Source organism: Aquimarina amphilecti, assembly GCF_900109375.1.
Taxonomy (GTDB): Bacteria; Bacteroidota; Bacteroidia; order Flavobacteriales; family Flavobacteriaceae; genus Aquimarina; species Aquimarina amphilecti.
Window position 1 is genome coordinate 12608 of the sequence record NZ_FOAB01000013.1, and the last position, 14668, is coordinate 27275.

A 14668-nucleotide genomic window follows, 5' to 3' on the forward strand; every position below is an offset into this window, starting at 1 on the left:
TTATGCTGCGAATTTTTCCGTTAATGCTAATATTTCTTTTATCTCAGAAGGAGTGAATACACCACGTATTCCTTTTGGATGTATAATCGTAAATGGAGACGAGATTAAATCTCGTTTTTCAATTTCTCCTCTTTCAATGATGTAATCTTTTAATAAGTTCAAGAACTCAATTTGTCGGGTAGATAAATTGCTGTGTTCTTTAATAAAGGCTTGAACCAGTCTGCTCACTTCAGCATCAAAGCTTTCCAAAATCTCAATTCCTAGAATGTGTTTAATAAACTGAATGAACTTTGCCTTTTGATGATTATATACTTTACGTAATAGCTGTTCTGTTATATGTGGATCTTCTTCATGAAGTTCCTCCGCAAGTTGTTCGGCTTCTTCTTCGGTAACCTTTTCGCCAGACTTAATCTTTTGAAGAATTGGATTCTTTTCGATTAACTCTGCAATTTTAGCTTCAACCATTTCACGGTATTTTGAAATACTTACCGCTTCATTTTTGGGGCCAAATTCAACCATTTCTTTAGTTTGAATTACATCTTGTAAATTCAACTTAGAAGGTCCGTCAAGAGGTCCTTTTTGCTCTCTGTATTTAATAAGGGGAGCCAAAGTTTCAGCTAATACATCAAACCCTTCATCTAGAACCGTAGACCAAAAATTGTTCGTCAAAACCTTTTTGATGTACGCTTCATTCTTTGCTACTATGTTTATCGACATAGGCAATTCACTAACAACGGTAATTATATTCTCTTTAAGCGTGTCGTATTTCTCTGATTCTTCTGATAAATGTGCAAGGGAGATTTCCAATACATCTTTATTAAAACGCATGGCTTTAAAATCCGATTGAGAAACAGTTCTGAAAAGTGGTTTTATGGTATGACGTAAAAACTCAATCTTTTCTGGTGTTAAATGATTCCAAAAAGCATCATCTTCGACTTTTGCTAAATCAGGTTTTGAATCTTGAATAACAACCGATTTTTTAGGCAATTCTGAGATTTGACTTCTTAATTTTTCAATCTCCTTTTGAGCAATTTCAGGTTTTTCCTTTTCAAGAGCTGTTTCAATTTTGTCAATTCTAATTCCAACAAAACGAACAGGTAAAGGAATTTGCCCTTTTAACTCTTTTCCTTTTGGATTCAGTTTGAAGTATTCAAAATTATCCCAGCAATCTAAGATTAGGAAAGCATCTTTTTCGGCACACCAAGGTTTCATCTTAGTTGGTTCGAGAAGCCTAGTTCCTCTTCCGATCATCTGCCAGAATTTTGTATAAGAATAAACAGGTTTTACAAAAACAAGATTTACCAATTCACGTACATCAATCCCTGTGTCGAGCATGTCTACACTAACAGCAACTCTTGGCATATCATTATGTGTGAATTGATGAAGTAAACCACCTTTGCCATATACACGTGGATCATCAGATACAATTACTTTGGCCAATTCACCTGTATATTCAGGATATAGTGAATCGAAAATCTTTTCAATTCTCCTAGCGTGGGCTTTTGTAGAACAGAAGAAAATGGTTTTCCCAGGTAACACACCATTCGGATCTTTTATAGATTCTTCCATAAATTCCTTAACAATGGTAACGTTGGTTCCTTTGTTAATTACTGACTTCTCTAAGTCTGTTCCTTCAAAGTTTATCTCTGCGACCTCCTTGCCTTGAAGAATCAAGTTTTTCTGATCTTCTAGACTTATGGTTCGTTTACTAATTCCATCCTCTTGAAACTTGGTTTGAATTTTCATTACCTGAAAATCACAGAGGTAAGGAGGGATGTTGTTTACAGCTTCCTCATAGGAATATGCGAAAGAAGGTAAGCCGTCTTCACATTCAAAAAGCTTGAAAGTGTTATGGTCAATAACATCTGTAGGAGTAGCAGTTAAACCAAGTGTAGTTGTATTAAAATAATCTAGTACTTCCTGATAGGTGTTGTAGATAGATCTATGACTTTCATCAATTACGATTAAGTCAAAAAAGTGAGGAGACAAAGAATAATCTTCATCTCTAATAATATTCAACATTGTAGGATAAGTAGATGTGTAAATCCTTCTATCCTTAGCAATTTCTTTTTCTCCAACCTTTGGCCATCTAGGTTCATTAGGGAGAAACTCTTTAAAAGCTTCTAAGGCTTGGTTTCTCAATGCAATTCGGTCAACTAAGAAAAGAACTCTTTCAGCCCATCCAGCTCTCATAAGAGCATCTACCATTGCAATAGTAGTTCTGGTTTTTCCAGTTCCTGTTGCCATTACTAAAAGAAACTTTTGTCTCTTTTTTTCGATGCCTTCCATTACAGAACGGATAGCATGGATTTGATAATCACGTCCTGCTATGTCTGTGTTTATTAGCTCTTGTGCTAGTGGTTTTCTGTTTCTTCTGATATAGGAGTATCGTTCAAGGTCATCCCTTGTTGGAAATCCAATCACTTTCTTAGGTGGATAGTTTCCTAAATCCCAATAGAATATTTCATGACCGTTGGTGTAAAAACAAAAAGGTAATTCACCACCAGATTCATTTTGGATATTTTGACAATATTGTTTGGCTTGTTCTCTTCCTAATTCTGCATTCACGGAAGTTTTCTTTGCCTCAACTACCGCAAGCACTTTTCCGTCTTTGCCGTACAAAACATAATCTGAGTATTGATGTCCTTGATAAGGTGTTTGAGGTTCGCTAACTCCATCAGGTAAACCAACATTGATATCGTATTCAATGCCAACTTGAGTTTGGTCATTAATATTCCATCCAGCTTCTTGAAGCTGCTTGTCGATTAGTTCCTTTCTTGTTTTTGCCTCATTCATATTAACTCTTATTAGAGACAATCAAATCCTTTACATCAACATCTAAGATGTTTGCGATTTCATTCAATATTTCTAGTCTCGGTTGCTGTCTGTTCTGGACATAACCGTTCACCATGTTATAACTCTTTCCCAGTTTTTCAGCCAACCAAGTCTGCTTAATGCCTTTCTCTTCGAGTACTTCCTTTATTCGGTTCATTTCCGTCTAAAATTATCAAGCCAAGATAATATTAATTGTTTAAATATCTCGTTTTTCAATATAAAAATCGTTCGAATTATTCTCGTTCTACGAGCGTGGGGGGATTTTAGCTCTTTTGGTTTTTTAGAGTTGGCAAAGAGCGTTGGCAAAAACCAAATGTGCTAAAATGTGCGGTTGGCTTTTCCTTTTTTTAATGGCATACAACGTTTAATATATGTGTCGTAGCAGGGCAAAATGTTACCCTGTTTTTCGATTTATTCGCGCATTGGTTGCTTACTTTTTCTTTTTGCAAGCATTGCGACATTGCAAAAATACACGAACCAATCGATCCATCACCTAGCTGCTATGATCACATATATCGTGTTGTACACCGTACTTATTTTTCCGTATCAATTAACCAAGGATAAGAAAATTCCGTTGATTTTGTCAATTCCTTTTTTAATTTCTCTTTCTCCAAATCCAATTCGGAATATTCAGTTCTTTGAAAGAGGACATTATATGCAGATTGATGAAAACCAAACTTCTTAAGCGTTTGAAAATTCTTTTTTTGGGTTTGATAGCTTAGTGGTAGATAATCGAACTCAACTTCTAACAAAGCAAGTAATGTATCATTCACAGAATGACCTTCAATAGACAACTTTTTATTTTTCATTCTTTGAGTTTTAAACTCATTAACTATCTCATAAATAATAGAATCATTCTTTTCGGATATTCTGCGGTTCCAAAATTCCAGATAATATTTACTAACTGTTTTTGGATTTTGATATGTTAATAACAGACTATCAAGCAATACATCTAGATTTTTTTTAATATAGATGTCATTTATTATAAATTCATCATTTAGTTCCAAAATAACACCCTCAAGTTTTTTATAGCCAAAGCGCTTAAATGTTTCGTGCACCATCTTCAGATTTTCAGGTTTTCGAATCCATTGATTTTTAGTCCAATCCGAATGTCTCAAATGAGAAAATGAAGCTTTTGTCTCGATATAAAATTCTGATTCTTGATTTTGTTTACCTAGACAAGAAATGAGTAGTATGATAAGAATATTTAATATTAGTAGTTTTTTCATTCGTATGGTGTACAACGTTTAATATATGTGTCGTAGCAGAGCAAAATGTTACCTTGCTTTTCGATTTTTCTGCGCATTGGTTGCTACTTTTACTTTCAGCAAGCATTGCGCCTTACCAAAAATACAAGAATCATTCGATTGATCCCTTTGCTGCTATGATAACATATATCATGTTACCACACGTTTTTGAGTTATACTCCGAAACTCTTCCATTTCAAGGGATATTATCCGCAAAACACTTCATTTAGCCGTCCGAGTACTGTCAGTCGCACGTTTTTATTCTATTTCTTTTAATATATAGTCTTCCTTTTTGGTTCCAATTGTCGATATTAAAATATCTTGACTATTTTTATTTTTGATTATGAAAGGAGGATAAATTTCAGTGAATAATATGTCAAATCCATTATGATTTATTCTTTCATATTTTAAAAAATCTGAATTACTAGTCGCCAAAGAATTACTAATATAAACAGAGTCATTAATAAATTTAATTGTGTCAGTTAGTTTTTTGTAATTCCGAATAAACCTCTTTCCTATAAATTTTATGTCCGATGATTTGTTTTTTAAAGAATCAGCTAGTTTTTTATATACACTATTTGAGATTCCAGATTTACCAATGAAAACAAAACTGTCTTTTTTTACCTCAAGAAAATCTTCATAATTGTTTTCACCGTTTTCAATCATCAATCTCTTTCCTTTAAGACTATACTTTTCTTGCCTTTGATCATAATACATCCAATATTTATAGCTTTTAATTTTATAAATTCCATTATCAAAAGTGATCACTTCATTAAAAGGTCTTCCATTATTCGGTTTTTTAAGACTATCATTGGGATGATATTGATATGCAGCAATCCAAGTTCCATATAGAATTTTGTCCGATTGACAGGACACTAATATTGAACTCAGAATTATTGCTAGAAATATTTTTCGCATATGTGTGGTAACGTTTAATATATGTGTCGTAGCTGTGGCAAATGTTACCAAACTGGCGACGTTTTCCGCGCATTGGTTGCTATTTTTTTTGTTTTGCAAGCATTGCGCCTTCATAAATATACAAAGACCTTTCGATCTATCACTAAACAGCTATGATCAAATATATCGTGTTATGCATTGTTTTTAAACTCCATTTACTAATAAATTTGAGTATTTTTCAGTGTCAACATTAATAGTGATTTTCCAATAGCATGAGCCTCCGTCATATACTTCGTAAAACTCATTTTTCCAATGTTCCATTTTTTGATCTTCTAAAGTTGGTATTGCTAAAACGTCACAAGATACGTTTAAGAGTATTATTCGGTTATCATTCTTATCAATGTATGGTATATATTGTTTAAATAGATTGTTATTTATGTTTTCAAGAATTGGTTTCTTTATAAAATCAATTTTTTTATCAGCAATAGCTTTTATCAAGACTTTATTTACGATTTCTAGATCATATTTTTTTGGATTCCAAACAAGGTAACCGTATTCAGATTTTAACCGTTTATTATATTCAGAATTCAAAAGTATAGTTGATTTTTCATTATTTAATTCTCCACAAGAAAATAAAATGGAGAAAATGAAGATTATAAGATTGAATTTCGAGTTCATATTTGATAATGCATAACGTCTCGGCTATGGTTAGTGCGGGAATTAAAAGTACTGAACTTTCGATTAAGCACTTAGCCAAAACTTTTTATTTTGTTTTATCTTTTTTGTTCTAAAGCCAAATCAAAAGATTTGGCGGACTTAGTTTAAAGCTCTAAACTTTGGATTAAGCACCAAAACCCGTATTAATTATAGCCATTGTTGGCGTGTCGTTTTTTATTTTACATGCTGTCCAAAGTATTCATCAACTATTTTTATATTAAACTTATCTTCACCTCTCCAATATTCAACAAAAGCCCAATCGTGCCTTCCAGTTGTTGGTCTATCATAACTTTTAGGTTCCAAAATTTCACAACATCCAAGAATTTCCATTATGGTATGTCGTTCGTTTTTGCTTCCTTTCATTACATCTTTTAGTCTATCTCTTAACTTTCCAGGATACTCTCCGTTTTCTGAATCATTTATTGATTTTAAAATGTCTTTAAAAGTCTGAATATCTAATTCCGTAGGTTCAGAAACATTTTCTTTTTCGAATAGCTTTAAATCAAGATAGTTGTATAATAAGTCTGAATGTCTAACGCCACTCCATTTAATGCGCTCGAAATTTAGAACATTTAGGTCCTCATTTTCGTATTTAAAAATTTCGGGACGATAAAACTCTCTTTTACCTTCAAGTATAAGTTTGGCATTAAAATAACTTGCAAGAGCAGAACGCCAATCGAGTCGTTTATTACTCAAACTTGATAAAAATCCATTAGTTATCTTCTCTTTTTCAATTTTGTTTAACAAACTTTTTAAATTGGATTTAACCTCCTTCATTGAGAGTGAAATTGGGTCAAACATTAATCCTTTAGATTTGGCATATTCAAAGTCTACAGGGTCAGTTTCATATTCACGTTTCCAACCTTGAGAACTCCAATATGTTTTAAATAAAATTGATTTTGCTTTTTTATCCATTACTTTTTTCAAATGCACGCCAACAATGTTATAACAGCTATTGCTGTTATATCTCTTTTATCACCTACAAATCTAGAGGATTTTTAATCATTCTAAAAGTATTTGTAGCAACGTGAGTATAAATTTCGGTTGTTTTACTAGAACTATGCCCCAATAATGATTGTATGTAACGTAGGTCGGTCCCGTTCTCTAGTAAATGCGTAGCAAAACTATGCCTTAACGTATGTGGGGTGATCCTCTTTGTTATTTTAGATTTTTTAGCGGCCTTTTCTATAATTGCTTTTACACTACTTGCACTGTATGGATTCCCTTTTGGCCCTTCAAATAGATAATGTTTAGGTTGGTATTTTTTGAAATAACTCCTTAAATCTTTTAATACATTGGTAGATAATAATGTATATCTGTCTTTGTTACCTTTTGCGTGGACAACCCTGATTACCATTCGTTTGCTATCGATATCTGATATTTTTAAATTGAGTAACTCAGCTCTTCGTAATCCGGCAGAATATAAAAGGCTAACTATACATTTGTGTTTTAGGTTATTGGTATTATTGATGATCAATAAGATTTCTTCTTTACATAATACAACAGGAAGTTTTTGCTGTTTTCTAGGTCGTTCTATGGCATAAAACCTATTTGGCATGTTAAGAACAATCTCGTAATAAAACTTTATGCTATTAATGACGAGATTGATATAGGAATTTGATTTTTTCTCGGTTATTAATTTTCTAAGATACCTTCTTATTTCTAACTCACCAATGCTTAAAAGTTCAATATTTTTGTAATAATTGATAAAAGCTTCAAAAGCATTCACATAAGATCTTACCGTATTTTGAGAATAACGCTTTAATAATAGTTTTTGTAAATATTCTTCAGGACAAACTCTATAGGTTTTTGTTAACTTTCTGTTCTTAAGTGGTTGAAGATTAGCTATTGGGTTAAAACGGTTAATAACCTTATCGCTATAAAAATAATTGCAGTTGAGCCAAGCCACACCTCTAAACTTCTCAAAAATTAGATCTATGTTTTTTTGATTATTAATGATATAAGGCATTTTAAAATGGTTACTCCACTTAGGATTAGGTAACTCTTTGATTAAAGCCTGAATAACTTTATCAGGATAGAACTGCAAACCAATCATTTTTTGTTGATCAATCATTAAGTGTTTCAAGGTTATATTTTTACTAATATGTTTCATTTGTTCCAAAGATGTATTGTTTTATAATCAATCACAATATAAGACATCGAATTAAACGTTTAATAAACGTTTAATTCGATGGATAGGTAACATTTATGGGTTTGAAGACACTATCTTACAAAGATGTGTTATGGAACGACAGTGTACTTATTGTAAAGAACAAATTGAAGGAAGGGTAGGGAAAAAATTCTGTTCTTCTTATTGCAGGTCTGCTTTTTATTATCAGAAAAATAAGGAGAAAGAATATTCTTTGTTTAGAAAAATAGATAAACAATTAAAAAAGAATCGAAAAGTACTAAAAGGATATAATAAAGCAGGTTTAGTAACTATTCGTAAAGAAAAGCTTTTAAAAGAAGGTTTTAATCCTAAGTATTTTACTCATTATTGGAAAAATAATAAAGGACAAGTATACTTATTCTGCTATGAATATGGTTTTTTGAATATTACAGAGAAGCAAAAAGAAAAATACATTTTGATCCAGTGGCAGTCTTACATGAATAAATCTTAATAGCGTCAGGGATAGGAATGACATCCTTTTTTTAGTAAAATATCATTAGGATATAGAATAGAGGTTTTACTAAAAAAAGATATAATGGATAGCCCGCTCGGACGCCCAAATCTGACTACGCTATAACCAAGTGAACAATATAATCACCGAAGTATTTATTGATCTAGCTTATGTAATTCCAAATGTTTTTATGTTTAGCTAGTTGTTGATAGGTAAACAATAATATCTTATTTTTTTCTAGAGATAAAGAGGGATCTTCTTTTAGAATTTTCATAGCATAATATCTTGCAGTCTTTAGTATATCATTATCTCTTACGATATCTGCTATTTTAAGGTTAAGAACTCCACTTTGTTGAGTGCCCATGATATCTCCTGGACCTCTTAGTTTTAGATCCACTTCTGCAATATCAAAACCATCATTGGTGCGCACCATCGTTTCTAACCTTGTTTTACTATCAGAGGATAGTTTAAAACTGGTCATTAGAATACAAAAACTTTGTTCTGCGCCACGACCTACGCGTCCACGCAATTGATGCAATTGAGATAATCCAAAACGTTCTGCACTTTCTATAATCATCACACTAGCATTAGGTACATTAACTCCAACCTCTATGACTGTAGTAGCAACCATAATATTGGTTTCTCCTTTTACAAAACGTTCCATTTCATAATCTTTGTCCGCTGGTTTCATTTTTCCATGTACAATAGATATTTGATAATCTGGAGTAGGGAAGGAGCGTGCAATACTTTCATACCCATCCATTAAATCCTTATAATCCAAAGCTTCTGATTCCTGAATTAATGGATATACCACATATACTTGTCTCCCTTTTTGGATCTCATCAGCAATAAATTTAAAAACCTTTAAACGGTTACTATCATAGCGATGTACAGTTTTAATGGATTTTCTTCCTGGTGGTAATTCATCAATAACAGAAATATCTAGATCTCCATATAAACTCATAGCTAATGTTCTGGGAATAGGTGTAGCAGTCATTACCAAAATATGAGGAGGATAGGTGTTTTTATGCCAGAGTTTAGAGCGTTGCGCTACCCCAAAACGATGTTGCTCATCTATGATAGCTAGACCTAAATTTTTAAACTTTACTTTATCTTCTAATACGGCATGGGTACCAATAAGGATATGTAATGTACCGTCTTCTAATTCTTGATGGATTTCTCTGCGTTCTTTTGCTTTAGAACTTCCCATCAATAATCTTACATTAATATTCAGATCTTTGGTTAGTTCTACTATTCCTTGATAATGTTGATTGGCTAAAATAGCAGTAGGAGCCATTAAACATGCCTGAAAATCATTGTCTATCGCTAATAGTGTAGTCATTAATGCTACAATTGTTTTTCCGGAGCCAACATCACCTTGTAATAAGCGATTCATCTGTGCGCTACTACCAATATCTTTTCGAATTTCTTTAATCACCCTTTTCTGAGCATTGGTTAGTTCAAAAGGGAGATGATTATTATAGAAATTAGTAAAATGATCACCAACCTCTGTAAAAGGAAATCCTTTGATTTTTTGTTTGCGAATTAGCTTTTTGGTAATCAATTGTAATTGTATGTAAAATAATTCTTCGAATTTTAATCGGTATTGTGCCTTAGCCAATAATTCTTGATTCTTAGGAAAGTGAATGTTAAGTATTGCTTCACTTTTATGAATCAGTTTTAGTTCAGACCGTATTTCTTCAGAAAGTGTATCATAAAATCGTGCTTTGGTATCCAGAAATAATTGCTGCATCATCTTACTTAATACGCGATTTGTAATGCCTCTATTGGATAGTTTTTCTGTAGAAGGATATACAGGTTGCATCATTACCTTCAGGTTTTTTTCGTGTTCAGAAAGTAATTCCATTTCGGGATGTGGCATACTAAAACCGTTGTAGTATTTAGTTTTACCAAAAATTACATAAGGTATATTAAGCTTTATATTTTCTTTGATCCATTTATGTCCTCTAAACCATACGAGTTCCATTTCTCCTGTATCGTCAATAAATTTGGCAACCAATCGTTTTCCGCGTTTTTGTTCTACCATTTTGATATGAACAATTTTACCAACCATTTGCACTTCTGCAGAAGTACGTTGTAATTCATTAATCTTGTAATAATTGGTTTTGTCAATATATCTGTTGGGAAATAAGTTTACTAAATCCTGATAGGTATGCACACCTAATTCTGTTCGCAATAAATCTGCCCTAGATGGTCCGACACCTTTTAGATAATCGATAGGAGTTTGTAAGATATTAGGATTCATTATAGCGAAGATACTATTAATCACAAAAATCTTCAACGTAAAATTTGCCACATAACGATACTAAAATCGTTATTTTGGCAGAACGTTTGATTATTGAATGATATGCGATTTATTTTATTTCTAATTATAGGCTTTGTTTCTTTTGGAATCAATGCACAACAAGCAGATACCGGTTTATTAATAAATAATAAAAAGGAATACCCTTCTGTAGATTTTTTAACAGGGAATATAAATGTATTCCTAGATGCAAATTATAAAAAAGTAGAAGGAAGAGTAACTTATACTTTTAAGGTAATGCAACCAACAAAATCCATTTTTATTGATGCACAGAAAATGCAAATTATGAATGTTTTATTGGATGGAAAAAAAGTAGCGATAACTTATGATAATAAAAAAATAGAAATCACTTCCGATTTTAAACCAGGTTCTGAACAAACATTAGAAATACAGTATATAGCTGTTCCCCAAAAAGCACTTTACTTTCTTAAAGACTATCAAGGAAACGATCAAGTCTGGACCCAAGGACAAGGAAAATATACATCTAACTGGTTACCAAGTTTTGATGATATGAATGAGAAAGTGATATTTGATTTAACGATTAATTATGATATAGACTATGAGGTAATAGCTAATGGTAAATTGGTTAATAAACAGGTGATAAATGATTCTATCCAGCAATGGGAGTATGATATGAAACAGCCTATGAGCAGTTATTTGTTAGCATTGGCCATAGGGAAATATGAGAAAGTTGTAGAAACCTCAGAAAGTGGTATTCCTTTAGAGATGTATTATTATCTGGAGGATAAAGATAAGTTCGAGTCTACCTATAAGCATAGTAAAAAAATGTTTGATTTTCTGGAAAAAGAGATTGGTTATGCCTTTCCTTGGCAAAATTATAAACAAATCCCTGTTAAAGATTTTTTATATGCAGGAATGGAAAATACGGGAACAACTATTTTTTCTGATGCTTTTGTAGTTGATAATATTGGTTTTAATGATCGTAATTATATTAATGTCAATGCTCATGAATTAGCACATCAATGGTTTGGTGATTTGGTGACAGAATCAGAAGGGAAACATCACTGGCTCCAAGAAGGTTTTGCTACTTATTTTGCCCTATTGGCGGAAAGAGAGATTTTTGGAGAAGAGTATTTTCAGTATAAACTATATGAAAGTGCAGAACAACTTACAGAACAAGCAAAAGCTGATGATGCTACGGCTTTATTAAATCCTAAAGCAAGCTCTCTAACATTTTATCAACGTGGTGCTTGGGCATTACACGCACTTAAAAATACTATCGGGGATGCTCATTTTAAAGTAACAATCCACAATTATTTAGAGAAGTATAAATTTGGCAATGTAACTACATCTGATTTTATTAATATTGCTGAAGAAATTAGTGGTGAGGATTTATCTGATTATCAAAAAATATGGTTAGAGGCTATAGCGTTTCCTTCTCAGGAAGCATTAGATATATTAACTACTTCTACCTTTATCAAAAAATACTTAAGTCTAGCAGCAGAACGCACGCAGCCTATAGCGGGAAAATGGGGGACATTAGCTACAGCATTAGATTTCCCTATCAATGAATATTTAGGTCAGGAAGTAATCTATCAGTTAGAAGGAGATACATCGCAAGAGGCAATGGCTTTATATACAAAAGCTTTTGAAACGAATAATATTTTTGTGAGACAAGCGATTGCAAATACGATGAGTACTATTCCAAGTGGTTTAAAAAAACAATATGAATCCCTGCTAGATGATCAATCATATGCAACTATAGAACCTGCATTATATCATTTATGGGCTAATTTCCCATCAGAACGAAGTAGGTATTTAGAGCAAACCAAAGATGTTATAGGTTTTCATGATAAAAATGTAAGAATTTTATGGCTAGTCTTGGCACTAAGTACTAAGGAATATCAAAGTGAAAAGCATCAAGAGTTTTATAAAGAATTATCAGGATATTCATCTTCAATACATCACTTTAGTACTCGTGAGAATGCATTTACATATCTGGAAAGCCTTCAGGCATTTTCTGATCAATCTCTTGTGGATTTAGTGGATGGAGCAGTACATTATAATTGGAGATTTAGAAACTTTTGTCGGAAAATTTTAGATAACCTTTTGAAGAATCCAAAGTTTCAAAAGAAATATGTAGATTTAAAGAATAATTTGCCAAAGAGGCAACAAGATTTTTTAGAAAAGAAATTAACCCCATAAATTAGCATATGCGTGCATTAGTAATTTCCGGAGGAGGAAGTAAAGGAGCTTTTGCAGGTGGTGTGGCACAATATTTAATTCAGGATTTAGAAAGGGAGTACGATTTATATGTAGGTACATCTACGGGTAGTCTTTTAATCTCACATTTAGCACTTTCTAAAATACAAGAAATAAAAAAGGTTTATACTTCGGTCAATCAATCATCCATCTTTAGAAATTGTCCATTCATTATAAAAAGAAAGAGAGGATATAATGAGATTACTATTAATCATTTTAATGTATTCCGAAATTTAATCAAAGGAAATAAATCTTTTGGTGATAGTAGAAACCTGAGAGATCTCATCAAGGAATCTGTTACAGAAACGTATTTTAATAAGATTAAAGAAATAGATAAAGATGTAGTTATTACAGTAACAAACTTATCCACTAATGAAGTAGAATATAAATCAATTAAAGAATGTTCATACCAAGAATACTGTGAATGGATATGGATTTCCTGTAATTATCCTCCATTTATGAGTTTGGTAAGAAAAAATGGTTGTGATTATGTAGATGGTGGATTAGGATCAATGGTGCCAATAGAAGAGGCTATCCGAAGAGGCGCAACAGAAGTGGATGTAATCGTATTAGAAACAGAAATTAATTATCTTAATCGAATGCCTACTAAGAACCCATTTACCTTAATTACTAGTATGGTAGATTTTATGATGGATACTATAGAACATCAAAATATTAGAATCGGTAAATTTATAGCCACAAGAAAGGATGTGGCTATGGATCTGTATTTTACACCAACGGTACTAACTACAAATTCATTGATTTTTGAAAAAGAGAAAATGAAAAAATGGTGGAAGAAAGGGTATGAGTTTGCTAAAGAAAAAAATAAATCAAATAGATTATAGAAAAGCATATGCGCGCATTAGTCATATCTGGAGGAGGAAGTAAAGGGGCATACGCAGGAGGTGTAGCTCAGTATTTAATGCAGGAAGAAGGTAGAAAATATGACCTCTTTCTAGGAACATCAACAGGAAGTCTGTTGATACCACAATTAGCATTGGGAAATGTAGATAAAGTCTATGATATCTATACTAATGTAAATCAAAATACTATTTTTAGCGTCAATCCTTTTAGAACTAGAAAAAAAGGAAATAGAGAATTTGTTTCTATTAATTTCTTTAATACGGTTGTACAATTTTTAAAACGAAAAAGGACCTTTGGAGAAAGTAAAAACCTAAGAAGAAATATACGTAGAAATTTTTCTGAAATAGAGTTTGAACTTGCTAAAAAGAAGGTTGAAGATATCGTTGTAACAGTATCTAACTTAACAAAAAATACTACAGAGTATAAATCAATTAAAGATTTCTCATATGAAGATTTTTGTGATTGGATTTGGATCTCTTGTAATTACGTTCCTTTTATGAGTTTAGTTACCAAAAACGGTTGCGAATATGCCGATGGAGGTTTTGGATCTATGGTGCCTATTAGAGAAGCGATTAAAAGAGGAGCTACAGAAGTAGATGCAGTTATTCTAGAATCTGAGAATATGGAACATAATAAGGTGTTAGGTAAAAACCCTTTTTCATTAATGGTCAACTTATTTAGTTTTATGTTTGATCAGGTAGAAGGCCATGATACTGTACTTGGTAAACTGGCTGCAAAAAATAAAGATGTAGTACTCAATTTATATTATACACCTTCTAAGTTGACGGAAAATTCATTGGTCTTTAATAAAAAATTGATGCGTAATTGGTGGCAACAAGGCTTTGAGTATGCCGCAGAAAAAGCAAAACAGGCTGAAGAAAACAAATTGAAAGATATAGATATGGCTGGATAATTGTTCAGATATATTTATACTATTACTA

General features: G+C 32.2%; 12 protein-coding genes. 4 read left to right on the forward strand and 8 right to left on the reverse strand.

Going from position 1 to position 14668, the window contains the following annotated elements:
- From BMY33_RS22745 to xerA, 7 genes are all read right to left on the reverse strand, one after another.
- The gene (locus BMY33_RS22745) at positions 1 to 2796 is read right to left on the reverse strand and encodes a type I restriction endonuclease subunit R (RefSeq protein WP_091412819.1); all 2796 of its coding nucleotides are present in this window, start codon (positions 2794 to 2796) and stop codon (positions 1 to 3) included.
- Between the two features lies 1 nt (position 2797).
- Positions 2798 to 2992: a helix-turn-helix domain-containing protein gene (locus BMY33_RS22750; RefSeq protein ID WP_091412820.1), complete on the reverse strand. Its 195-nt coding sequence runs from the start codon at positions 2990 to 2992 to the stop codon at positions 2798 to 2800.
- A gap of 376 nt (positions 2993 to 3368) precedes the next feature.
- Complete coding sequence (locus BMY33_RS22755; protein WP_091412822.1) at positions 3369 to 4064, reverse strand: hypothetical protein; 696 nt, start codon at positions 4062 to 4064, stop codon at positions 3369 to 3371.
- Between the two features lie 276 nt (positions 4065 to 4340).
- Positions 4341 to 5000 carry a hypothetical protein gene (locus tag BMY33_RS22760; RefSeq protein ID WP_091412823.1) on the reverse strand — a complete coding sequence of 220 codons (660 nt, stop codon included), beginning with the start codon at positions 4998 to 5000 and terminating at the stop codon, positions 4341 to 4343.
- 183 nt (positions 5001 to 5183) lie between these two features.
- Complete coding sequence (locus BMY33_RS22765) at positions 5184 to 5657, reverse strand: hypothetical protein (RefSeq protein ID WP_139195725.1); 474 nt, start codon at positions 5655 to 5657, stop codon at positions 5184 to 5186.
- Between the two features lie 213 nt (positions 5658 to 5870).
- A complete protein-coding gene (locus BMY33_RS22770) occupies positions 5871 to 6611 on the reverse strand; it encodes a hypothetical protein (RefSeq protein WP_091412826.1) in 741 nt (246 codons plus the stop codon).
- A 64-nt stretch (positions 6612 to 6675) separates the two neighbouring features.
- Complete coding sequence (gene xerA / locus BMY33_RS22775) at positions 6676 to 7752, reverse strand: site-specific tyrosine recombinase/integron integrase (protein ID WP_091412908.1); 1077 nt, start codon at positions 7750 to 7752, stop codon at positions 6676 to 6678.
- Positions 7753 to 7939: 187 nt separating this feature from the next.
- Here xerA and BMY33_RS22780 point away from each other — a divergent pair, with 187 nt between their 5' ends.
- Complete coding sequence (locus tag BMY33_RS22780) at positions 7940 to 8317, forward strand: hypothetical protein (RefSeq protein ID WP_091412828.1); 378 nt, start codon at positions 7940 to 7942, stop codon at positions 8315 to 8317.
- Between the two features lie 163 nt (positions 8318 to 8480).
- Here the strand turns inward: BMY33_RS22780 and recG are convergent, their stop codons facing one another.
- Positions 8481 to 10583, reverse strand: a complete 2103-nt coding sequence (gene recG, locus BMY33_RS22785) for an ATP-dependent DNA helicase RecG (RefSeq protein ID WP_091412910.1) — start codon at positions 10581 to 10583, stop codon at positions 8481 to 8483.
- Positions 10584 to 10685: 102 nt separating this feature from the next.
- Between recG and BMY33_RS22790 the strand changes: the two genes are divergently transcribed.
- The 3 genes from BMY33_RS22790 to BMY33_RS22800 are packed head-to-tail and all read left to right on the forward strand — an operon-like array spanning position 10686 to position 14640.
- Positions 10686 to 12806: a M1 family metallopeptidase gene (locus tag BMY33_RS22790; protein WP_091412912.1), complete on the forward strand. Its 2121-nt coding sequence runs from the start codon at positions 10686 to 10688 to the stop codon at positions 12804 to 12806.
- Positions 12807 to 12814: 8 nt separating this feature from the next.
- Positions 12815 to 13708, forward strand: coding sequence for a patatin-like phospholipase family protein (locus BMY33_RS22795; RefSeq protein ID WP_091412830.1), 894 nt, complete (start codon positions 12815 to 12817; stop codon positions 13706 to 13708).
- A gap of 8 nt (positions 13709 to 13716) precedes the next feature.
- Positions 13717 to 14640, forward strand: a complete 924-nt coding sequence (locus BMY33_RS22800; protein ID WP_091412832.1) for a patatin-like phospholipase family protein — start codon at positions 13717 to 13719, stop codon at positions 14638 to 14640.
- The last annotated feature ends 28 nt before the right edge of the window (positions 14641 to 14668 follow it).